14 protein-coding genes are annotated in these 22,814 nt (G+C 69.9%); 10 read left to right on the plus strand and 4 right to left on the minus strand.

Annotation, left to right across the window (positions count from 1 at the left end; translation table 11 throughout):
* Positions 1-154: 154 nt before the first annotated feature.
* The 4 genes from NM1_RS14670 to NM1_RS14685 are packed head-to-tail and all read left to right on the plus strand — an operon-like array spanning position 155 to position 12,073.
* Positions 155-6,643: a type I polyketide synthase gene (locus tag NM1_RS14670; RefSeq protein WP_068019720.1), complete on the plus strand. Its 6,489-nt coding sequence runs from the start codon at positions 155-157 to the stop codon at positions 6,641-6,643.
* 19 nt (positions 6,644-6,662) lie between these two features.
* Positions 6,663-9,782 (plus strand): type I polyketide synthase, encoded by a 3,120-nt coding sequence (locus NM1_RS14675; protein ID WP_068019722.1) that lies wholly within the window; start codon positions 6,663-6,665, stop codon positions 9,780-9,782.
* The gene (locus tag NM1_RS14680; protein WP_068019724.1) at positions 9,779-10,747 is read left to right on the plus strand and encodes an AfsA-related hotdog domain-containing protein; all 969 of its coding nucleotides are present in this window, start codon (positions 9,779-9,781) and stop codon (positions 10,745-10,747) included. Before NM1_RS14675 ends, NM1_RS14680 begins: the two co-directional genes overlap by 4 nt.
* Positions 10,748-10,765: 18 nt before the next feature.
* The gene (locus NM1_RS14685) at positions 10,766-12,073 is read left to right on the plus strand and encodes an FAD-dependent oxidoreductase (protein ID WP_068019726.1); all 1,308 of its coding nucleotides are present in this window, start codon (positions 10,766-10,768) and stop codon (positions 12,071-12,073) included.
* Between the two features lie 4 nt (positions 12,074-12,077).
* Here NM1_RS14685 and NM1_RS14690 read toward each other — a convergent pair whose 3' ends face one another.
* Complete coding sequence (locus tag NM1_RS14690) at positions 12,078-13,175, minus strand: PucR family transcriptional regulator (protein ID WP_147289074.1); 1,098 nt, start codon at positions 13,173-13,175, stop codon at positions 12,078-12,080.
* A gap of 276 nt (positions 13,176-13,451) precedes the next feature.
* On the opposite strand from NM1_RS14690, the gene NM1_RS14695 reads away from it, so the two are divergent.
* Positions 13,452-14,471, plus strand: coding sequence for an AraC family transcriptional regulator (locus NM1_RS14695; protein ID WP_068019727.1), 1,020 nt, complete (start codon positions 13,452-13,454; stop codon positions 14,469-14,471).
* Here the strand turns inward: NM1_RS14695 and NM1_RS44625 are convergent.
* The 3 genes from NM1_RS44625 to NM1_RS14705 all read right to left on the minus strand — a co-directional run bounded on the left by NM1_RS44625 (position 14,468) and on the right by NM1_RS14705 (position 18,772).
* Positions 14,468-14,542 (minus strand): 50S ribosomal protein bL37, encoded by a 75-nt coding sequence (locus tag NM1_RS44625; protein WP_373864043.1) that lies wholly within the window; start codon positions 14,540-14,542, stop codon positions 14,468-14,470. The two genes, NM1_RS14695 and NM1_RS44625, sit on opposite strands and share 4 nt — an antisense overlap.
* Before the next feature lie 20 nt (positions 14,543-14,562).
* Entirely contained in the window at positions 14,563-15,384 is an 822-nt protein-coding gene (locus NM1_RS14700; protein WP_068019819.1) for an SDR family NAD(P)-dependent oxidoreductase, read from the minus strand.
* A 601-nt stretch (positions 15,385-15,985) separates the two neighbouring features.
* Positions 15,986-18,772, minus strand: a complete 2,787-nt coding sequence (locus NM1_RS14705) for an ATP-binding protein (protein WP_068019728.1) — start codon at positions 18,770-18,772, stop codon at positions 15,986-15,988.
* A 228-nt stretch (positions 18,773-19,000) separates the two neighbouring features.
* Between NM1_RS14705 and NM1_RS14710 the strand changes: the two genes are divergently transcribed.
* From NM1_RS14710 to NM1_RS14730, 5 genes are all read left to right on the plus strand, one after another.
* On the plus strand, positions 19,001-19,639 hold the full coding sequence (locus NM1_RS14710) for a VOC family protein (RefSeq protein ID WP_068019729.1): 639 nt from the start codon (positions 19,001-19,003) through the stop codon (positions 19,637-19,639).
* 24 nt (positions 19,640-19,663) lie between these two features.
* Entirely contained in the window at positions 19,664-20,020 is a 357-nt protein-coding gene (locus NM1_RS14715; RefSeq protein ID WP_068019730.1) for a VOC family protein, read from the plus strand.
* Positions 20,021-20,153: 133 nt separating this feature from the next.
* Positions 20,154-21,221: a hypothetical protein gene (locus NM1_RS14720; RefSeq protein WP_147289075.1), complete on the plus strand. Its 1,068-nt coding sequence runs from the start codon at positions 20,154-20,156 to the stop codon at positions 21,219-21,221.
* A 194-nt stretch (positions 21,222-21,415) separates the two neighbouring features.
* A complete protein-coding gene (locus NM1_RS14725) occupies positions 21,416-22,228 on the plus strand; it encodes an SAM-dependent methyltransferase (protein WP_068019731.1) in 813 nt (270 codons plus the stop codon).
* 100 nt (positions 22,229-22,328) lie between these two features.
* Complete coding sequence (locus NM1_RS14730) at positions 22,329-22,811, plus strand: MTB12 C-terminal domain-containing protein (RefSeq protein WP_068019732.1); 483 nt, start codon at positions 22,329-22,331, stop codon at positions 22,809-22,811.
* The last annotated feature ends 3 nt before the right edge of the window (positions 22,812-22,814 follow it).

Consider the following 22,814-nt stretch of genomic DNA (forward strand, 5'->3'; position numbering starts at 1 on the left):
TCGGTCACGCGGTGTCGTAGCGTGGCGCTGGTCAGTGTTCCGAGCAAGTCGCTGGCCGATCGCCCGCGGCCGTATGAGCGCGGGGTCTCGATGGGATGCCGGTCGCTGAGCTGCTCCCTCTCCGAAACCCACTGATGCAGGAGATGTTTGCGCAATGGCGAGTGAGAACGAGCTTCGCTCGTACGTGAAGAAGGCCGTCCGGGAGCTGCAGACCACCCGGAAACGCCTGGAGGACGTGGAGTCGCGGGCGAGTGAACCCATCGCGATCGTCGGGATGGCCTGCCGCTACCCGGGCGGTGTGGCTACCCCCGAGCAGCTGTGGCAGGCGGTTGTCGAGGGCACCGACCTGGTATCGGAGTGGCCCGCGGATCGCGGGTGGGATATCGATGGCGTCTTCGATCCGGAGCCCGGGCGGCCGGGCCGGTCGTATGTGAAGACCGGCGGATTCGTCGGTGGCGCCACCGAATTCGATGCCGACTTCTTCGGGATCAGCCCGCGCGAGGCGCTGGCCATGGATCCGCAGCAGCGGCTGGTGCTGGAGACGGCATGGGAGGCCATCGAGCGGGCCGGGATCGACCCGGTGACCATGCGCGGCAGCGAGACCGGGGTGTTCATCGGCATGATGTCCGACTCCCAGGGCCCGACCGCCCGGGACATGGATGATCGTGCGCGCGAGGGGATTCAGCAGTTCCTGATGACCGGCCAGGCCGCCAGCATCGCCTCGGGCCGGGTGGCGTATGTGCTGGGGCTGGAGGGCCCGGCGGTCACCGTCGACACCGCGTGCTCGTCGTCGCTGGTCGCGATCCACCAGGCCATGCGCTCGCTGCGCTCCGGGGAGTCGTCGATGGCGCTGGCGGGCGGCGTGACGGTCATGACCACACCGGCCGCGTTCGTCGCGTTCTCCACCCAGCGCGCACTCGCGGCCGACGGCCGGTGCAAGTCGTTCGCGGCGGCCGCCGACGGCACGGCGTGGAGCGAGGGCGCCGGAATGCTGCTGCTGGAGCGTGTTTCCGAGGCCCGGCGGCTCGGCCACCCCATACTCGGGCTGGTGCGCGGCGCCGCGGTCAACTCCGACGGGGCGTCCAACGGGCTGACCGCCCCGAACGGCCTGTCCCAGCAGCGGGTCATCCGCTCGGCGCTGTCCGATGCCGGATTGACCGCCGACGACGTGGATGTCGTCGAGGCACACGGCACCGGAACGACACTCGGCGATCCCATCGAGGCGCGGGCACTGCTGTCGACCTACGGTGCGCGACGCGACCGGTCGAACCCGCTGCTGCTCGGCTCGATCAAATCGAATATGGGGCACACGCAGGCGGCCGCCGGTGTCGGCGGCCTCATCAAGATGGTGATGGCCATGCGGTACGGGCTGGTGCCGCCGACGCTGCACGTCGACGAGCCGACGCCGCATGTGGATTGGTCCGCGGGCGGCGTGCGGCTGGTGACCGAGACGCGGGCCTGGCCGGAGTCCGATCGGCCGCGCCGGGCGGCGGTGTCCTCGTTCGGCATCAGCGGTACCAATGCGCACATCGTCGTCGAGCAGGGTGACTTCCCGGTCGAGTCGAACCGGAGCGCGAATGCCTCCGTGCCACCGGTGATTCCGTGGATCGTCACCGGTCGTTCTGCGGAATCGGTTGCCGCACAGGCCGGATCGCTGCTGGCGTGGATCGAGGACGGTCGCGACGCCGATCCTGTCGATATCGGGTTCTCCCTGGTGAGTTCGCGCGCGCAGCTCGAGCATCGCGCGGTGGTGGTCGGGCGCGACACCGAGGAACTGATCTCGGGCCTGCGGTCGGTGGCCGACGGGCAGCGCCCGCCCGGTGTCACCGGCGGGGCCGTCACCGCGGTGATGTTTCCGGGTCAGGGGGCACAGCGGCCCGGTATGGGCCGCGAGCTGTACCACCGATACCCGATCTTCCGCGACGCCTTCGACGAGATCTGTGCGGAATTCGGGACACGACTCGATATTCCGCTGCGCGACGTCGTCTTCGCCGAGCCCGGCACCGCGGCGGCGGCGGACCTGGATCGGACCGCAGTGACGCAGGCGGCGCTGTTCGCGACCGAGGTCGCGATCTACCGACTGGCCGAATCATGGGAGCTGCGACCGGAATTCGTGATGGGCCACTCGATCGGTGAGGTGGTGGCCGCCTATATCGCGGGTGTCTGGACGCTGTCCGACGCGTGCACCCTGGTGGCCGCTCGCGGACGCCTGATGCAATCGGCGCCCGCGACCGGCGCCATGATCGCCGTCGGCGCCGATGCCGACAGCGTCGCCGACCTGGTGCGCGGCCACAGCGACGAGGTCGGCCTCGCCGCCGTGAACGGTCCTGCGGCCGTGGTGATCTCCGGATCGCGGACTCCGGTGGAGGATATCGCGAACCGCCTGGCCGCCGAGGGCGTGCAGGCGACCCGGCTGCGGGTGAGCCACGCCTTCCATTCGCCGCTGATGGATCCGATCCTGGCCGAATTCGCCGATGTATGCCGGGGGTTGGCATACGCCCCACCGGCGATTCCGGTGATCTCCGCGCTGACCGGGAAGGTCGCCGACGCGGAGGAGCTGTGCTCGCCGGACTACTGGGTGAGTCATCTGCGGGAACCCGTCCGGTATCTGGACGCGGTGCAGTGGGCGCGCGAGGAGGGGAGCGTGCGGTGCTTCGTCGAGGCGGGGCCGGGCGGCACGCTCACCTCCCTCGTCCACGACATCCTCGACGATTCCGGCGACGAGGCCGAGACGGTCGCCGCCACCCTGCAGCGCCCGGGTGTCCCGGGCGACGTGGCGTTCGTCTCGGGACTGGCCGCCGCGTACTCCCGCGGTGTGCCGGTGCGGTGGCGGCACCTGTTCGAGGGTGCGGACGCCCGGCGAATCGACCTGCCGACCTACGCATTCCAGCGCAAACGCTATTGGCTGGAGGTGGCCACCGGCAGCAATGTGCGGGCCGCCGGGCTGGCGGCAACGGATCATCCACTACTGGGTGCGAAGGTCAGCGTGGCCGACGACGGCGGGCTGCTGCTGACGGGACGGCTCTCGCTGCGGTCGCATCCGTGGCTGTCCGGGCATCGGATCGGCGATACGACGCTGCTGCCGGGCACGGCATTCCTCGAACTCCTGTGGTACGCGGGCGATCTGGCGCATTGCCCGGTGGTCGGTGAACTCGTCCTGGAGGCGCCGCTGGTGTTGCTCGAGAGCGGCGCGGTGGAACTGCAGGTGGCAGTGGGAGGTTCCCAGGAATCCGGACAGCGGTCGGTCTCGGTCTTCTCGCGGCCGCAGGCGGCGGCCGATGCCGACGAGGAGCCGGCTTGGGTCCGCCACGCGACCGGCACGCTGCAGGAATCGGACGACGTCCACGCCGCCGTGCTCGCCGCGGGCCCGTGGCCTCCCGCCGGTGCGGTGCCGGTGCCGCGTGCGGACGACCCCTACGAGGCCATGGCCGCGGCCGGATACGACTACGGGCCGTGTTTCCGCGGGCTCGGACGGACCTGGCGCCTCGGTGATTCGATTCTCGCGGAGGTTCGGCTGCCCGAGGCGGGCCGGGCGGACGCCACGCGTTTCGGGCTGCACCCCGCGCTGCTGGACGCGGCGCTGCACGCCCTGATCGCGACCGGCACCGCCGGACTCACCGAATCCGGGCAGGTGCGCCTGCCGTTCGCGTGGGAGGGCGTGTCCCTGCATGCCGTCGGCGCATCCGAACTGCGGGTCCTGATGACGCCGAGCGGGCCGGACCGGGTCGGTGTGGAACTGACCGATGCGTCGGGCGGGCTGGTGGCACGGGCGGAATCCCTGGCGCTGCGGGCCGTTTCGCTGGACGCGCTCCGGGCCCGTCCCTCGGTCGCGGACCAGGGCCTGTTCGAGCTGACATGGGTTGCCGTCCCGCCGCCCACGGAACCGAATACGCAACGGGCGCAGTGGAGTTCCGTCATCGCCGGATCGGAGATCGAGGCGCCGGAGCGCTGCGTCGTTGCGGATCGCGAGTTCGTCGTGCTGCGCGTGTGTGCCACCGCTTCGCCGGACGACTTCACGACAGCCGTGCGGGCGCGGGTGGCCGCCGTCCAGCAGCGGGTGCAGGAAATGCTCGCCGCCGACGATCCGGTCATCGTCGTCACCTCGGGTGGTGTCGCCGTGCACGGCGGCGAGAGCGTCGGGGACCTGGCGGCCGCTGCCGTGTGGGGCATGCTCCGCAGCGCGCAGAACGAACACCCGGGACGCATCGTCCTGCTCGATGTCGACGACCCCGAGAACTATCGCGGGGCGGTGGGCGTCGCCGCCGCGCTGCCCGAGTCGCAGGTGGCGCTCCGGCACGGCGAGACGTACGTCCCGCGGCTGGTGCGCGCCGGAGCGGATACGGTCGGTTCGGCGGCCGCGGTCACCGGTGACAACTGGCGGCTGACCACCCGGGACCGCGGCACCCTGGACGGCGACAACATGGTCCTCGCGCATCAGGGCGAGGAGGCGCTGCAACCCGGTCAGGTGCGCATCGCCCTGCGCGCGGCCGGAGTCAACTTCCGCGATGTGCTGATCGTGCTCGGCATGTACCCGACCCCGGACACGCCCGTCGGGGGCGAGGGGTCGGGTGTGGTGGTCGAGGTCGGTTCCGGCGTCGTGGATTTCGCGCCCGGCGACCGCGTCATGGGGATCTTCACCGGTATCGGCGCCACGGTCGTGGCCGACCATCGGACCGTGATCCGGATTCCGGACGGCTGGTCCCACGAGCAGGCTGCGGCGGCGCCGATCGTCTTCGCGACCGCCTACTACGCGCTGGTGGATCTGGCCGCCGCGCGGGCAGGGGAGTCGCTGCTGGTGCACGCGGCGACCGGCGGCGTCGGGATGGCCGCCGTGCAGTTGGCGCGACATTTGGGCCTGGACCTCTACGTCACCGCCAGTCCCGGCAAGTGGCAGACGCTGCGCGCCAACGGATTCCAGGACGGCCGCATCGGCAATACCCGGACCACCGCGTTCGCCGCCGAGTTCCTGGAGGCCACCGGCGGGCGCGGCGTCGATATCGTCCTCGACTCGCTGGCGGGCGACAAGGTGGACGCCTCGCTGGAACTGCTGCCGCGGGGCGGGCGGTTCATCGAGATGGGGCTCACCGATCTGCGCGATCCCGACGAGATCGCCGCGCGATACCCGGGCGTCCGCTATCGCAACTTCCTGCTGATGGAGGCGGGCCCGGATCGATTGCGGGCCATCCTGTCCGAGCTCCGGAGCCTGTTCGAAAGTGGTGTGCTGCAACCGCTTCCGGTGACCTCCTGGGATGTTCGGCGGGCGCCCGAGGCGTTCCGGCACCTCAGTCAGGCGCGGCACATCGGCAAGTACGTGCTCACCGTGCCCAGGCCGCTGGATCGCGACGGCACCGTCCTGATCAGCGGCGGCACGGGCGGACTCGGCGCCGTCGTCGCCCGTCACCTCGTCACCGAACACGGTGTCCGGCACCTGATGCTGACCGGTCGCCGGGGACGCGATGCCGACGGTGCGCCCGAACTCGCCGCCGAACTGTCGGCGCTGGGCGCCGAGATCACCGTTGCGGCTTGCGATGCCGGGGATCGGTCCGCCGTGAACGAGCTGCTGGCGGCGATTCCCGACGACCGACCGCTGACGGCCGTCGTGCACGCCGCCGGAGTCGTCGACGACGCCGTATTCTCCGCCCAGACACCCGAGCATATCGACCGGGTGTTCCGGGCCAAGGCGGATGCCGCGTGGAATCTGCACGAGGCGACGGCGGATCGCGAGCTGTCGGCGTTCGTCATGTATTCCTCGATCGCCGGTGTGCTCGGCGCCCCCGGACAGTCGAATTATGCTGCGGCGAACGGGTTCCTCGATGCCCTGGCGCAGCGGCGACAGCGCGCTGGGCTGCCCGCCACGTCGATGGCGTGGGGACTGTGGGACCGCGCCACGGGCATCACCGGACATCTGGGCGAGCGCGATCGGCAACGAATGCGTCGCGACGGCCTGATCCCCCTCGGCGACGACGAGGGCATGGCATTGTTCGATGCGGCCCTGTCGCTGGGCCCGCCGCTGACCGTTCCGGCGCGGCTGGACATTTCGGCCCTCCGGTCGCTCGGCGACCCCGACGACATGCCCGCCGTGCTGAGATCCCTGCTGCGCACGACCCGTCGTGCCGCCGACAGCGGCGCGGGCTCGTCGGCGCAGCTGCTGGCCGATCTGGCCGGATTGAGCGCCGGGGAGCAGGAGCGGGTCGTTCTCGGCGTCATCCGGTCGCATGCGGCCGCGGTACTGGGTCACGCCACGCCGGAGGCGGTGCCCTCCGAAACCGCGTTCACGGACCTGGGATTCGATTCGCTCGGCGCGGTGGAATTCCGAAACCGGTTGAAGGCGGCCACCGGTGCGAAACTGCCGACGACGGTCGTATTCGACTACCCCAACGCGGCCGCCCTGGCCCGGTACATCCGCTCGGAGATCGCACCGGCCGACGACCCGGCGGGCCGAATCGCCGGTCAGCTGGATGCGCTCGTGACCGGTTGCGCCACGGTCGAATTGCCGCCACACCAGGTGAACGAGCTGCTGGACCGGATCAACACCGTCGTGCGGCTGCTGCGGGGCGGTGCGACCGACGACCTTGTCGACAATATCGACGGCGCCGACGACGACGAACTGTTCGAGCTGATCGACCAGGTTCGGCCGGTCTGAGCCGGACGGGAGGCACACCATGGCCGACGAAGCGGAGCTGCGCGAATACCTCAGGCGCGCCACCAGACAGCTGCAACAGATGCGGCAGCGTCTCGACGCGGAGCGGGAACGCACCCGCGAGCCGATCGCCGTCGTCTCGATGGCGTGCCGGTTTCCGGGCGGCATCGGATCACCGGAGCAGTTGTGGGACGCCCTGCTCGAAGGACGGGATCTGATCACCGATTTTCCCCCGGACCGGGGCTGGGACATCGAGGGCATCTACGACCCCGACCCGGACAAGTTCGCGAAATCGTATGTGCGAGAGGGCGGATTCCTGGACGGCGCGGGCGACTTCGACGCCGGGTTCTTCGGGATCGGACCACGCGAAGCGGAGGCGATGGACCCGCAGCAGCGGCTGCTGCTCGAGGTCGCGTGGGAGGCGGTGGAGCGCGCGCGGCTGGATCCGAACATGCTGCGCGGCAGCGCAACCGGGGTCTTCGTCGGCCTCAGCGAACAGGGCTACGGATTCGGCGCGACCGAGGCGTGGGACGGCGCGGAGACCTACTACTTCACCGGGAACTCCGCCGCCATGGCCGCCGGGCGGATCGCCTACCTGCTCGGGCTCGAGGGCCCGGCCATGACCATCGACACCGCGTGTTCGTCGTCGCTGGTCGCGCTGCATCAGGCCGTGCAGTCGCTGCGGTTGGGGGAGTGCGAGACGGCGCTGGCGGGCGGCGCGACGGTGCTGTCCACACCGGGCCCCTTCGCCCTGTTCTCCCGCCAGCGCGCCCTGGCGCCGGACGGCCGGTGCAAGTCCTACGCCGCCGGGGCCGACGGTACCGCGTGGGGCGAGGGTGTCGGAGTCGTTGTGCTGGAACGTCTCTCGGATGCGCGTCGGCACGGGCATCCGGTGCTCGCGGTGGTGCGCGGATCGGCGGTGAACGCCGACGGCGCCTCCAACGGCCTCACCGCCCCGCACGGCCTCGCGCAGCAGCGGGTGATTCGATCCGCTCTCGCCAACGCCGGCGTGCGAGCCGACGAGGTCGGCATGGTGGAGGGTCACGGCACCGGCACCCTGCTCGGCGATCCGGTCGAGGCGCAGGCCCTGCTGGCGACCTATGGTCACAGCGGCGGTGCCGGGCAGCTGCTCCTGGGATCGATCAAGTCGAATATGGGGCACACCCAGTCTGCGGCCGGGGTCGCGGGGCTGATCAAGGCCGTCCAGGCGATCCGTCACGGCGAGGTACCGCCGACGCTGCATGTGGACGCGCCGACCCCGCACGCCGAATGGTCCGCGGGCCGGATACGGCTGGCCCTGCGGCGGCAACCGTGGCCGCGGACCGAGCATCCGCGCCGAGCGGGGGTGTCGTCGTTCGGGATCAGCGGCACCAATGCGCACGTGGTCATCGAGCAGGCGCCGGAAACCGCAGAGGCGGACCAGGATTCGGAGCCGGTATGCCCGATTCCATGGGTGGTGTCGGCGAAGAATCCGGGCGCGCTGCGCGGGCAGGCGGCACGGCTGCGCGCCGCCTGCGAGGCCGCGCCCGAGAAGCGGACCGTGGACATCTGCCACTCCCTGGCCACCACCCGTTCGACCTTCGACCACCGGGCGGTGGTCGTCGCCGGAACCCGTGCGGAAATGCTGGACGGCTTGGCGTCCGTGGCCGCCGGACTTCCCGCATCGGCGGTGGTCGGCGGTCGCGCGGGTGCGCACGGCCGGACGGCGATCATGTTTCCGGGGCAGGGCGGGCAGCGGGCCGGGACGGGCAGGCGGCTCCTCGAAACGTACCCGGTATTCGCGCGGGCGCTGGACGAGATCTGCTCGCATTTCGACGACCGTCTCGAGGTTCCGCTGCGTGCGGTGATGTTCGGGCCCGACCACGACCCAGCCCTGATCGATCGAACCGGCTACACCCAGCCCGCGATCTTCGCAATGGAGGTGGCGCTGTACCGGCTGCTCGAATCCTGGGGTGTGACAGCGGATTACGTCGTCGGTCATTCCATCGGCGAACTGGCGGCCGCCCACGTCGCGGGGGTGATGTCGCTGCCGGACGCGGCCACCGTCGTGGCCGCCCGGGGACGGCTGATGCAGGGGCTGGCACCGGGCGCGATGGTCTCGGTGCGAGTGTCCGCCGACGAGGCCGCCGCGTCGATCGCCGAACGCGAGTCCGCGGTGTCGGTGGCCGCCGCCAACGGGCCGAATGCCACCGTGATCTCGGGTGATACCGCCGCGGTGGCCGAGATCGCGCGATACTGGCATGCGCGCGGTCGAAGGGTGACCCGGCTGCGCACCGACCGCGCGTTCCATTCGCCGCACATGGATCCGATCCTCGACGAGTTTCGCGAGGTGGTGTCCGGCGTTCGTCTCGAGGAGCCGCGACTTCCGGTGATCTCCACCCTGACCGGTACGGAATCACCACCGGGACAGCTGACTTCGGTGGAGCACTGGGTGAGGCAGATCCGCGGTACCGTCCGCTTCCACGACGGTGTGGGCCGGTTGCGGGAATCGGGTGTGACCACATTTCTCGAGGCCGGCCCGGGGGATGCGCTGTCGGGTCTGGTCTACGAGACGGTCGCCGACATCGACGCCGCGGCCGTGCCGCTCCTGCGGCCGGGTGCCGACGAGGCCCTGTCCGTGGTGAAAGCGGTTGCGGCCGCCTGGGTTCGGGGCGCCGAGGTGGATTGGCCGCAGCTCTACTCCGGCCACCCCGTGCGGGCGGTGGACCTGCCGACGTATGCGTTCCAGCATCGCAACTACTGGATTCGCGCCGACCGCACGGTACTCCAGGGCCTGCTCGGCGACGCCGGAGCCGAACTGGTCGGCGGCGGCCGGACCGATTCCCCGGAACCGGTGCGGCCGCCCGAATGGCGTGACACGATCCCACCCGGTGAGCGCGAGGATTCCGCACGGCGCCTGGTGGTATCGCAGATTCGCGAGATTCTCGTCGAATTGTCGGACGAGGATATCGATCTCGACGCGACGGTCCTCGAGATCGGTCTGACCTCACTGTCCGTGCTGGAACTGCGCAGCAGGATCAATGCCGCCGCCGGAATCGGGATATCCCTCGAAGACCTCTTCACGCACCCGACGCCGCGGACGCTGGCACGCCTGGTCGCCACTCGGATATGGAGCGACACAACGGAAGTGGTGCACGCATGACCGACGTTTCAGCTACCGCGGCGGGCACCGGGGTGGTCTTCGAGCAGCTGGTACCGGCCGCCCTCGCCCACCGCCGCGCCCTCGCCGAGGTGTTCGTGGCCGACACCACCCCGGTCGGCACCGAGGAATTCCTTGTCGCGGTGCAGATTCCGCGGGCTCATTCGCTCTGGTTCGATCGGCTGGCCGGTTATCACGATCCGTTGTCCACGGTGGAGGCCATCCGCCAGTCGTTGCTGGTCGTGGGCCAGCGGTACCTCGGTATCCCCGCCGACGCGCCGTCGAGCCTGCAGCGATTCGACTTCGTGGTCGAGGATCTGAGCGTCTATCGGGACGACGAGCGGTCGCCGCTGGAGGGAGTGGTCCGGCTGCGTCCGGGCGGAAACTCCTCCGCGCGAGGCTATTACGACGACGTCGCCTTCGAGGCGGCCCTCACCGTCGGCGGCGCGCGGGCCATGACGGCGGGCGGTGGCGGAGTCACCTTTCCCCGGGAGACATACGACGAGTTCCGGCGACTCCAACAGCGGCAACGCCCCGGCGCGGAATCGGGACCACCGCGTGACCCCCTGTCTCCCGGCGAGGTCGGGCGCCGCGATCCGCGGAACGTGGTCCTCGCGCGGACGCATTCGCCCGGCGGCCTGGTACTGGTCGTCGACCAGGGACATCCGAGCTTCTTCGATCATCCCTACGACCACGTGCCCGGTCCGCTGATCCTCGAGTGTTTCCGGCAGGCCGCCGTCGTCTGCGCCACGGCGGAGGGACTGCTCGACTCTCCGGTGGCGGCGGTCGTGGCGATCGAGGCCCGGTTCACCGGTTTCGGGGAACTCGGCGCCGACATCGGTTGCACCGCAAGATATTGCGGCGGCATGGACTTCGGCGAGATCGCCATCGACGTGGAGCTGCATCAGCACGGACGTCGGATCGCTTCCGCGCGCGTCGAACTGGCGCCCTACCCGGACGCCGAATAGGAGAGGAGAACCACATCCATGACGAGGGAGCCGGTGGGACCCGTCAAGCGATTCGCGGTCGTCGGTGGCGGAATGTCCGGTCTGGCGGCGGCATTCCACCTCGAATGGGCCGGGCACCAGGTCGAGGTGATCGAGTCCGACGCCGCGCTCGGCGGCCGCTGCGGGGTGGGCGTCCTCGGTGATCGGCCGATCATGCTGGGGGGCAAGAATATCGGCAGGCGGTACCGCGAGCTGCGTGAGTTCCTCGCCGCGAACGGTGCGTCCGCGTACGAACCGTTCGGCATCAACAGTTCCCAGGTCATCGGCGGAAAGCTGGTGACGCTCGACAACCCGGGGATCGCCGGACTGGTCCGCCACCTCGTTCGCAGCGGATCGCGCACGGACGCGGTGAAGATGCTGTACTTCGGTGCGCGCGTGCGATTCGACGAGCGAAACCGGTACCTGGGGTCGACATCGTTCGCCCGGACGGCCGCCGCGGAGGACCGAGTTCCGTTGGCCGCACATTTCACGCCCGAGTTCGCCGGGCACGTGCTCCGGCCGATCACATTGCGGCTCAACGCGGCCGAACCCGAGGAGGTATTCCTCGGCACGTTCGGCGTCGGCCTCGGGATGGTCATGGACCGGTACGACCAACTCGTGGACGGCATCCAGCCGATCCTCGACCGGATCGCGAGCCGGGTGCTGGTCCGCCTGCGCACGCGGGTGGACCGGATCGTGTGCCGCGACGGCCGCGTGATCGGGCTGGAGATCTCCGAAAACGACGGTTCTACAACACGATTCGAGTACGACGGGGTGGTCCTCGCGACCCCGGCCCATGCTGCCCGGCTCGTCGTGGACCACGAACTACCCGCCCTCGGCAAGCTGCTCGCCGACGTGACGTACTTCCCGTCCACGGTCGCGGTGGTGCAGTACGACCGGCCGCTGTTCACCGGCACCGTGCGATCGATCGCATTCGACTCCGGACCCTGCAGCGCCGCAGGCGTATACGGCATCAACGACCTGGATATCGTCCGATACACCTTCAGCGGACGCGCCGCCCGCCCGCAACCGGACGAGCGGCAGCTGGCGGCGTGGATCGATAGCGCGGAGAGCCGGGTGCGAGAGCTGCTGGGGACCGGCCCTGTCGCGAAGCTCCGCACCGTCACACGGAGCTGGCCGGAAGCGCACTGCGCCTATGTGCCCGACCACGGCGAATTCCTCGCCAAGGTACGGGAACAGGCCGATTCGATCGTCGGGCTGGAACTGGCCGGGGACTATCTGCTCGGCGCGCAGCTCGAGGCGTGCTATCGGTCGGGCGTGGCCGCCGCGACCCGGCTCGCGGGCTGACGTCTCATGCGGCGGGCCGGGCGTGCGCGAGATCGTCCGCCAGCAGGGCGATCCGGGCGCGGAGGATGCCTTCGGCGGTGGTGAGGTCGAGACCGGTCACGGTCGCTATTCGGCGCAGGCGGTAGTCGATCGTGTTGGGGTGCACGTGCATTCGCCGCCCCGCCGCCTTCCGATTGAGGCCGCAGGCGATGTACGCCCGCAGCGTATCGAGCAGTTCGGGAAAGTCGCCGAGCGGTGCGATCACGGCGGTCAGCTGATCGCGAGCCGGACTCGGCCGCGTGAGCTGATACTCGATCGCCAGGTCCGCCAGCCGGTACAGGCCCGGCGGGCGGCCGATGCTGCGGACCAGGTCGAGCAGCTCGTGTGCCTCCTCGGCGGCGGCCGGAATCCGGTCGGTGCCCGACGCCACCAGGGTCGCGGTGAGATCCACCCCGGCGGCCGCGTTCATGTCCGCGAGGACCGTGTCGGACATGCCCGCCGAATCGGGGAGATCGTCGGGGATCAGCACGGTGCCGCTCTCGGCACCCAGCAGCGCGAGGGACGGGGACTCGAACGCCTCCGCCAGCGCCGCGCGCACTCGCCGCAGCTTTCGGCGCTCGGCGCGCTGTGCCTCCGCACGCGGTCCGAACTCCTCGGGATGCGACGGGATACGCAGCGCCACAACCTGATACGACTCCGCGATCCGAATCCCGGGCTGCCGGGTCAATGCCGTCACGCCGTGCCCGCTGAGCAATGCCGACACGACGGCATGGGCGCTGGCCCGATGCTCCCCGGCGAGCTTCTGCTCATCGAGATACGCGCTCGCGACGGCGGTGTTGATCGACTCCAGCAACTGCAGCAGGCGGCCCCCGGTGACGGCATGCGGGAGTCCGCGGAACCCCTCGTGGACGGTCTGAATGATCCGCTCGATCGGTACGCCCTGCCGTGCCCACAGCGCCGCGGCGGAGCGCACGGCCGCGAGCTCGCTCCCGGACGGCGCCGCGTCCGGGTCGAGCAGCTCCATGGCCAAGCTCAGGCAGTGCCTGGTAATCGCGGCCGACATATCACGCCCGTTAGCACTCCGGACCGTATCGGCCGACTTGTCGAGAGTCGAGGAAGTCATCGAGTCACTCCGTACCACCTGCAGCGGGATCGAACCCGCCGGTTCGCTGCAGCCGGAGGCGAATCCCGCCACCGGCCCTGGTGTTCGAACCGGACGTTATCGACCGTCGAACATCGGCGCGATGGGCCCGCGCCGCACTTGTTCGAGTCATCGTTCCTGCCGTTCGGATGTTGTGTGCCTTCACAGCTGGCCGCCATTGACGCCTGGAACAGCCGAAACGGTGCGTGACCCCGTGATATGTTTCGCCGACCCGTGCGTCGATGAGGGCTTGTGCACATGCTCGACTGGGATTTGCCGCGGAACACCTCCGGTGTCCACGCATTGATACAGCTGGCGTCCGAGCGCGGCCTGTCGCCCGGGGCCTGCCTGGCGGGGACCGCGCTGCTGCCCGAGCACGTGACATGCCCGGACGCCGAGATCACCGCACGCCAAGAACTCCGGGTGGTGCGCAATGTGATGCGGCACTGTGGCGACGAGCCGGGCCTGGGCGTGGAAGCCGGTCGGCGCTATCGCCTCTCGCCGTACGGCCCGTGGGGCCTGGCGCTACTGGCCAGCGGCACGGTGCGCGAGATGCTCGAGGTGGCCGTGAAATACGTGGAGCTGGCGGTCGTGTTCGGCCGGTTGTCGTTCGAGCAGCGCCCGAGCGAGGCCCGGCTGGTGTTCGACGGCACCGATGTGCCCGATGATGTGCGGCCGTTCCTGGCCGAACGCCTGCTCGCCGGCATCCAGGCGACCGGGCGCGAACTGTTCTCCACCGGACTGTCGGCGCAGCGGGTGATGTTCCGCCATCGAGCGCCCGCCGATGTGTCCCGCTATCGCGAAATATTGGGCGTGGAACCGGTTTTCGATGCCGCGCACGATCTGCTCGCCTTCGACGGCGCCCAGTTGGACCTGCCGCTTCCGCAGGCGAGCGAGTCGGCCCGCGATACCTGCGGGCGGGCCTGCCGCGATCTGCTGACCAGCCGCCGCACACGCGCCGGGGTCTCCGGCGCGGTGCGCGACCTGCTGGTACGCGACCCGGGGGAGCTGCCCGATCAGACCGCGGTCGCCGCGGAGCTGTTCGTCAGCCCGCGCACGCTGTCGCGGCGGTTGAGCGAGGAGGGCACCTCCTTCCGGGCCCTGCTGGACGAGGTGCGCCAGGCCCTCGCCGAGGAATTGCTGTCCCACACCGGCATGACCAGCGAACAGGTCGCCGCCCGCCTCGGCTACGCCGAAGCCGCCTCCTTCATCCGCGCCTTCCGCCGCTGGAACGGCTGCCCGCCGCGGGAGTTTCGGCTGCGGAGCGTTTCGGGCTAGGTCCCGGGGCGCTTGCCGTGGTTGGCCTTCTTCTTGCGCCGTGCGCGCTTCTTGTCGGCTCGTTTCGACATGGCGTGAAAGGTCCTTTCCCTCAGTGGATTTCGGTCAGCCGGGCGGTGAGCGCGGCCAGGCGGGCGCGGTGGCTCGCGCTGGCGACCAGTGCGGCGGCCCGCGCGGGTTCGAGGCGGGCGTAGTAGCCGCCGGTGACGACCTCGCGGTCGGTGTCGCACAGCTTGGCGATTTCGGCGGCGACCTCGGTGGCCGGGCGCCCGACGTGGCCGTAGAAGGACAGCATGCTCGTCTTGATATTGCCCGGGTCCACGCTGATCGCCGTGAGCGAGCCGTCGTGGGCCTCGGCGAGACTGCGGGTGAACATGGTCAACGCGAGCTTGGACTGCGCGTACACGGGCAGCGGCAGGTAGTAGCCCTGTTTCCGATCCAGGTCGCGCCAGGCGATATTGCCGCCGCGATGCCGGTCGGAGGAGATGTTCACGACCCGGCCGCGCGCGGCGGTCAGGGCCCGGGTGAGCGCCCTGGTCAGCACGTAGGGCGCGAGATAGTTGATCTGGAAGGTGGTTTCGTTGCCGTCGCCGGTGCGGGTTCGCCGTTCGGATCCGCGAACGGCGGCATTGTTCACCAGCACATCCAGCGTGGGTACCGTGCGCGCGAGTTCGCCGGCCAGCTCGGTGACCTCGGCCATCCGGGTGAAGTCGGCGACCACGAGCCGCAGCCGCAGCGGTTCGGCGCCGTCCTTCACCAGTTCCTCCAGCGCGAGGTCACCACTGGCCCGGTCGGGTGCGTGCATGATCACGGTCGCGCCGTCGTCGACCAGGCGGCGCGTGAGAGCGAACCCGAGGCCACCGGTGGCCCCGGTCACCAGGGCGGTACGAGAAATCAAGGGGGAGTTGGACATCAGCCATCCATCGAACTGAGGCAGGACCGTCCGGCCGCGCGGTTGGTCGACGCGACCGAACACCTGCGAATCGGGTGGGAGAAGGGCGAGCGGAATCCGCTCTACCGGAAGGGAATTCGGTCCGGAACGACCGTCAGGCGAGGCGGGAGCCGCGAGACGGCGGCTCATCCTCACCGCCGAAACCGAAGCGCTCCAACGAAGTCGGCGCAGGCTCCCGGCGGACGGCCGACGGCCCGCAGCGCCCGGTCACACCGGACCCCTGCTGCGAGGCACGGGCAACCGTGCGCATGTCGGCCATGCCCCCATCAGACCCGCCCCCACGATCCCGAAGCAAGCTCCCCCCACCGTATTGACGAAAATTTTCCGCCCAACCCCCTGGACCGACCGGAATCACAGCGCCTCGAAGCGCGGGTCATCCTGCGACGTTCGTCGGCACAGGGCCGATTGCTGTACTGCGCGAGATGATCGGCGCCTTCTGCGTGGTGATCGGCGAACACTTCCTGGCCGCCGACCACGGCGCCCGGACCCGGGCGCAGGTCCTCGATCGCGCCGCCGACCTGCTCCTGGATCGACGGCTCTAGTCGCGGCGGAGACGCTGGATTCACGCACCGAGCATCGGCGTGAGGCCGAGTTCGGCGAACTCGGCGGCGCCGCGGGACGCATGATCACCACCGGCGAGCACCCTGGTCCGCGCCGCCTGGTAGCGGCAGCCTGCCGTATCGAAGACCTCCGCCGCGGCCACCAGCCGCTCCCGGTCCCCGGCGCGCAGCGCATCGGCCCGCTCGACGAGGGCCTCGGCAATAGCGTTGCCGGACACGATGCTTCGAGCCTCGTCCAGGAGATCACCGGCATCGGGGCGCTGGGCGAGCGCGGCCGCCTCGGCACGCAGCGCCACGTACCAGTGCAGCCACGTCCACGTGACCCACCGCCACACCTCGCCGGGTTCGGCCGCCATCCGGTCCAGCGCCGCACTCGCCTGTCCGCGGTGCAGCAGGGCGAGTGCGTCGAAGACCGCGCCGTAGCCGTGGGTGCGCCACGGCGAGACGTCGATTCGGCGCAGCGCGTCGGCCCATTCGCCGCGGGCGTCGCGGTCGTCGCGCAGGTCGTGGATCATCGCCACCCCGGCCGCCGCCGGACCCAGCACCGAGCCCGCGGGACTCCCGGCCCGCTGCCACGCCTCCAGGAAGCGGACGCTGTGGGCGAGCACGTCATCGACGTTGCCGGCCAACGCATCCGCCGTCAGCAGCCAGCCGGTCGCGCGATGACCGACCTCGGCCAGCAGCGGATGCTCGGCGAGTTGCCGAGCCCAGCGACGAGCGCCGCGCAGATCCCCCGTGCCGAGGCTCGCCTCGATGGCCTCGCCGAGCGCCTCGAGCAGTTCGTGGGTGCCCTCCGGGGTGGGCGGTGCGGTTTCCAGCAGCGTCATTCGCCGCCGCGTCGTCGCCGCCACGGCGAACGTGTCGCCGGCCCAGCTCTGCGCACCGGCGAGCGTGTCGAGTGCGGCGGACTCGGCGAGCGGATCGCCTGTGCGGTGGGCGAATTCGACAGCCCGCTCGGCGCACGCGATCGTCTCGAGCACGGCATCGTCGGACCGGTGCGGGGCGGTGAAGGCGTCGGTGAGCGCCCGACCGGCGTCGGCCAGTGCCACGGCGGCCCGCGCCGCCGGATCGTCCCCGGCCAGCTCGCGCGCCTCGGTGATGAGCGCGGCCGCCTCCTCCGGCGGCAGGGTCCGGACGAACTTGCTCGCGAAGCGATAGGCGGTGGCGACAGCCGTCGCCAAACCTATTGCCGTGCTTGCCGTTTCCCCGGCCTGACGGGCAGACTCCGCGGCCGCGCGCTGCAGCCGGTACATGTCGTCGCCCCGCATCTGACAGCCGGCCGCGGCGGCGGCGTGCCGCAGCAGTGCGGCGGTGTCGGCCGGATCGTCCGCGAGCGCGGCCGCCTGTTCGTAGCGTCCCTGTGATTCACCGATCAGGTTGCGAGAGAAGAGCAGATCCGCCAGGCACCGAGCGAGGCGATGCGCCGGCCCGCGCTGCTCCGGCCGATCGGCCGCCCACTGCAGCGCGGCACGAAAGTCGTCGGCCACCGCGTCGAATCGGGCCCGCCGGGCCGCTTCCGTCAGGACGGCGGCCTCGCTCAGGCACCAGTGCAGGTGGCGGGCCCGGGTGTCGTCCAGCTCACCGGCCTCCGCCAGCCGTTCCGTCCCGTACTGGCGGATGGTTTCCAGCTGCCGATACTCGGTTCCACTCGCCGCCGCCGTCACGACCAGCAGGCTCTGCTCGGCAAGCCGCGCCAATCCGTCTGCGACAACTCCTATGTCGGACACGGTGACCGCCGCCGCGGCCCTGATCGTGAACGACTTCGCGAACACCGAAACCCGGCGCAGCAGCGTCCGATCCTCGGGCTCCAGCAGATCGTGACTCCAGTCCAGCACGGCCCGCACCGAGCGGTGCCGGTCCTCGGCGCGCGAACCGCCGGACAGCATGCGGAGCTGATCGGACAATCCGGCCTCGAGTCCGTCGAGTCCGAGCGTGGTCCAGCGGGCGGCGGCCAGCTCGATCGCCAGCGCCACACCGTCGAGTCGGGTGCAGAAGGTCGAAACCTGGTCGCGCAGAGCGTTGTTGGGCGGCCAGCCGCTGGCCGCCGCGCGGTCCATGAACAATTCGACGGCATCCGAACTGCCCACTCCCGCAAGGGACATCGGCGGAACGTTGTACACCCGCTCGAACGGCACCATCAGCCGCGCGCGGCTGGTCGCCAGCACCGTCACACCGGGGCACGCCCCGAGCAGTCGTTCGATGAACGGCGCCGCCCCGTCGCGCACGTGTTCGCAATTGTCCAGCACCAGCAGGGCCTTCCGGTCGGCCAGCGCCGCCAGTACGGACTCGTCCATATCGCGGCCGGGCTGCTCGCCCAGGCCGAGTGCCAGCGCGACCGTGCCCGCCACCGCGCAGATCTCCGGATTGGAGACCGGCACCAGATCGACGAACCACACGCCGTCCGCATAGTCGTGGGCCAGGTCCGCGGCGACCGCCAGCGCGAGCCGCGTCTTGCCCACACCACCGGGACCGACCGTGGTGACCTGCCGGTGCTCGGCGAGCATCGTCCGCAACTCGGCGCGCTCACCGGTCCGGCCGATGAACGAGGTCAGCGGTATCGGCAGCACCGCCGCCGCGCGCGAACGATCGGTGTGCGCGGGCTCGGACGCGTGCTGGGCGAGTGCCCGCCGATCCGGTACCTCCAGCTTGCGCAGCAGAGAGGAGACGTGACTCTCCACCGTGCGCACCGATATGAACAGTCGCGCACCGATCTCGGCGTTGCTCAGATGGTCCCCCACCAGCGCCAGTACTTCGGCTTCCCGTGCCGAGATCTCCACGGTTGCTGCCATGATCCTCAATCTTCCGTAACGCTTCGATGATCATAATGCGCGGTCGGCACCGGGCCGGACGGTCCGTACCACCGATCCGTGGTCCGTTCCGTGCCGCGTACTGCGTGGCCGCGGTCCGTGGTCGTTTCCGTGGTCGGCACGGATGTGGCCGGGGCCCGCCGGGAGCGAAGCTTTGAACACACAGACGAACACTCCCCGGGCCTCCGACCCACGAAGCTAGGAACGATCATGACCAACTCTCCCGCTATCGACTCCATCATCCTCGAGGCCGCCGATCCCGCCGCCGTCGAGGCCTTCTACGACGCCGCGTTCGGTCTCGGCGACAAGGTGCGGGCACGCGCCGGGCAGGCGCCGACGTCCGGGTTTCGCGGTTACATGCTGTCGCTCGTGGTGTCGCAGCCGAGCACCGTCGACAGCCTCATCGGCTCCGCCCTGGCCGCGGGCGCGACGACGGTGAAGCCCGCCAAGAAGAGCTTCTGGGGCTACGGCGGCGTCGTGCAGGCTCCGGACGGCGCGCTCTGGAAGATCGCGACATCGCAGAAGAAGGACACCGGCCCGGCCACCCGCGAGGTCGACGACGTGGTGGTGCTCCTCGGTGTCGACAACGTGAAGGCCACCAAGCAGTTCTACATCGACCGCGGCATGACCGTGTCGAAGAGCTTCGGCAGCAAGTACGTCGAGTTCGACGCCCCGGCGTCGTCGATCAAGCTCGCGCTGTACGGGCGCCGTGCCGCCGCCAAGGACGCCGGTGTCGCGGCGGAGGGAACCGGATCGCACCGGATCGCCTTCGGCGCCGCCATCGAACCGGGCGCCGACCTGGACGGTTTCGTGTGGGAGTCCGCCGCCGCCCCGAGCCGGTCGGCCTGACGCCTCGATTTCAGGGAGTACGCCATGACCAACTCGTCGACTCAGGGCATCAAGACCGTGCTGCATCCCGTGACCGATCTGGCGGCGGCCAAGGCCGTCTACACGGCCCTGCTCGGCACCGCGCCACAGACCGATTCCCCCTACTACGTCGGCTTCGACGCCGAGGGCCAGCACATCGGCCTGGTGCCGAACGGCGGCCCGCAGCACATGAGCGCGCCGGTGGCCTACTGGCACGTGCCGGACATCGAGGCCAAGCTGGCCGAACTGGCCGCCGCGGGAGCCACGGTGCAGGAGCCCGCGCGCCGGGTCGGGGGCGGTCGGCGGGTCGCGACCGTCACCGACACCGACGGCAACACCCTCGGACTGATCGAGGATAGGTAACTACCCGCCCCGCTTTCGATGCCCGCCACCGCATTTCGGTGGCGGGCATATTTTCGGATGGCACTCGGGCGGTCCGCTCGGGACGGCCGTGTGCGACACTGACGCCGTGCAGCCTAATCGCAGGATTCACTTCGTGGGCAGCTTGCCCGCACAGTTGGACAGTCCGGAGAAGGCAATGGCGTTCGCCGTCGATACGGCCGGTGAATACCTGGACGGCGTGGTTCCCGGCGGTGAGGCGGATCCCTATCGCGCCCAGTGGTACATCAGACCCATCATCGACCGGCTCGACGATATTCCGGCGCTGGAGCCCGTGCGCCGCGGCGATTGGTCGACGCTGCGTTCCCGCAACACCTTTCGGCTGCGGCCGGGCCGATCGCTGGCCGAGGCTGATATCGACGCCGCGCTCGGCTACGCGGCGGAGACCGGGCGTGCCATCGAGGCGCTGGACGACCTGCGCCGAACCGACCCCGGGCTTCGCCTGCAGGTAGGCATACCGACGCCCTTCGTCATCGGTTTCATCGCCTTCGAGGCACGGATGCTCAGGTGGCGTCGAGGCTCGGCCCGCCCCGGCGACCGAGCCTTCCCCTATTACCGCCCGATCGTCGACGCCACCGCCAGAGAGATCGTCCGAATCCATCAGACGTGGGGGGACAAGGTCGTCTTCCAACTCGAACTGGCCGCGGAGACGCTCCTCTGCGCGCGCACGCCCGGCGTCCTGCGGCAGGGCCTGGCCGCGGCGGCGGGTCGAGCGATCGGACGCCTCGTCGCACAGGCGCCCTATGACGCCCGTTTCGGAGTGCACCTGTGCTACGGGAGCCTCGGCGACAAGCCGGCCGTGGCGCCGAGATCGACGGCCGGGGTCGTCGCGCTGGCCAACGCGGTAGCGCGATACTGGCCTGCGGGAAGGCATCTCGACTTCGTCCACATGCCCATCGGCGACGGTAGCCGGGCGCCGGTGCGGCCGCGGTACTACGCGCCCCTGGCACGCCTCGAATTGCCCGACTCCACGCGCGTCGTCGCCGGGCTCGCGCATCCGGCGCAGCCGCTCGCGCAGGCACGACAGGGGCTGGCGGCGGCGGAGTCCGCCTACGGCGGCCCGTTGGACGTCGCGGCCCCTTGCGGTCTGGGCCGCTATACGACCGTCGAGCGGGCACGGTCCGCGGTGGCGCACGCGGTCGCCTTGGCCGAAACCGACCTGTGAAACGGCCGGTGGTCACAGCGACCGCCGCAGTTCGCCCGCGGTGCCCGCAGACCCGTCGTCGAGTCTCGGATCGTGTTGTGTCGTAGCAGGGTTCGTCGATGGCTCGGACCGAGGGGCACACTCCACCACATCCGGGCGACGACAGATCTCTCGAGAAGCCGCACCCGAGGTGGCGATCGGCTACGGTTACACCCGTGGTCGAAGGAAATGAAGGGTCCGCGCCGGAAAGCGACCGAACACCGCACCCGCTCGACACCGAACAGCTGACCTCCGCTCGCGTGTACGACTATCTGCTGGGCGGCAAGGACAACTACGACGTCGACCGAGACATGGCGCGTCAAATGCTGTCCAGCGCACCCGAACTCAAGACCTTGGCCTGGTTCACCCGGAGCTTCATGCGCAAGGCGGTCGAGATGGCCGCCGATGCCGGTATCCGTCAGTTCGTCGATCTCGGCTCGGGTATCCCGAACTCGCCCAACGTGCACGAGATCGCGCAGGAAATCGAGCCGGAGGCGCGGGTGGTGTATGTCGACTACGACCGCGTCGTATACACCCATTGCGACGCGCTGCTGGCCGGACAACCCGGCGTCGCGGCACTGCTGGGAGACGTTCGTCATCCGCAGGAGATCCTCGATCAGCTGGAGAACCACGCCCTGATCAACCTCGACGAGCCCGTGGCCATCACCATGATCAGCGTGCTGCACTACGTGATGGACGAGGAAAAACCCGCCGACATCATCGCCGCCTTCCGCGATCGGATGGCGCCGGGCAGCTACATGGCGATCACCCATGGCTCCAGCGACTCCGACCCGGCGATACTCCAGGTGCTCACCGGAACCAAGGATACGTCGGCCCAGGTCGCCTTCCGGTCCACACCGCAGACGGAGGCATTCCTCGCCGGCTTCGAACTGCTCGAACCCGGTGTGGTGCCGGTACAGCAGTGGCTGCGCTCCGACCTGCCGGAGACTCGAATGGTCATGCTCGGTGGGATCGGCCGCAAACCCTGAGTATCCGCGTGAACAGGAGTAGTCTGTACACGCCAATTTGTTGCCCGCCTGCACATTCGAGCGTGCATCAGGTGCTGTCCCAGTCGATCAGAGGATAAATATGAAGACCCTCAAGTTTGTCGCTGGTGTCGTGTCGACGATCGCAACGGTCGCCGTGGTCACGTCCGGCGCCTCGGTTGTCAATGCCCCTGTCGCCTCCGCCGCTCCCGGCGAGTTCCTCATCACCAAAGAGGTCCCCACCGTGGAGGATCTCGACGCCCAGGTCGCGTTCCTGATCGAGCAACCCGCCTCCGACGAGGCCAAGGCCGCCAATATGGAGGGCGGCATGAGGGCGGTCGTGGTCGCGCGCACCCTCTACAACATCGGCTGGTACCGAGCCCCGCGCGGGTCGAACGAGATCAGCGGTCCCGAAACCCACGAGGGCGACGTGCACACCGCGATGTTGCGCAGCAAGTCGGCCGGACAGCCGGATCTTGTTGCGCGCGTGGTCTGGAAGCGCATCGACGGTGTCTGGAAGCTGTCCAACAGCTCCGTGTGCGAGGGCGTCAAGGCCGTCGGACTGGCAATGGGCTGCGATTTCTGACCG

The sequence above is a fragment of the Nocardia mexicana NBRC 108244 genome (assembly GCF_001613165.1).
GTDB classification, from domain to species: Bacteria; Actinomycetota; Actinomycetes; order Mycobacteriales; family Mycobacteriaceae; genus Nocardia; species Nocardia mexicana.

Coding starts and splice junctions, on each gene's coding strand:
- NM1_RS14710 (WP_068019729.1), top strand. CDS start 19,001: ATGACCAACTCTCCCGCTATCGACTCCATCATCCTCGAGGCCGCCGAT.
- NM1_RS14690 (WP_147289074.1), bottom strand. CDS start 13,175: ATGACTTCCTCGACTCTCGACAAGTCGGCCGATACGGTCCGGAGTGCT.
- NM1_RS14700 (WP_068019819.1), bottom strand. CDS start 15,384: ATGTCCAACTCCCCCTTGATTTCTCGTACCGCCCTGGTGACCGGGGCC.
- NM1_RS14675 (WP_068019722.1), top strand. CDS start 6,663: ATGGCCGACGAAGCGGAGCTGCGCGAATACCTCAGGCGCGCCACCAGA.
- NM1_RS14670 (WP_068019720.1), top strand. CDS start 155: ATGGCGAGTGAGAACGAGCTTCGCTCGTACGTGAAGAAGGCCGTCCGG.
- NM1_RS14680 (WP_068019724.1), top strand. CDS start 9,779: ATGACCGACGTTTCAGCTACCGCGGCGGGCACCGGGGTGGTCTTCGAG.
- NM1_RS14715 (WP_068019730.1), top strand. CDS start 19,664: ATGACCAACTCGTCGACTCAGGGCATCAAGACCGTGCTGCATCCCGTG.
- NM1_RS14695 (WP_068019727.1), top strand. CDS start 13,452: ATGCTCGACTGGGATTTGCCGCGGAACACCTCCGGTGTCCACGCATTG.
- NM1_RS14705 (WP_068019728.1), bottom strand. CDS start 18,772: ATGGCAGCAACCGTGGAGATCTCGGCACGGGAAGCCGAAGTACTGGCG.
- NM1_RS14685 (WP_068019726.1), top strand. CDS start 10,766: ATGACGAGGGAGCCGGTGGGACCCGTCAAGCGATTCGCGGTCGTCGGT.
- NM1_RS14730 (WP_068019732.1), top strand. CDS start 22,329: ATGAAGACCCTCAAGTTTGTCGCTGGTGTCGTGTCGACGATCGCAACG.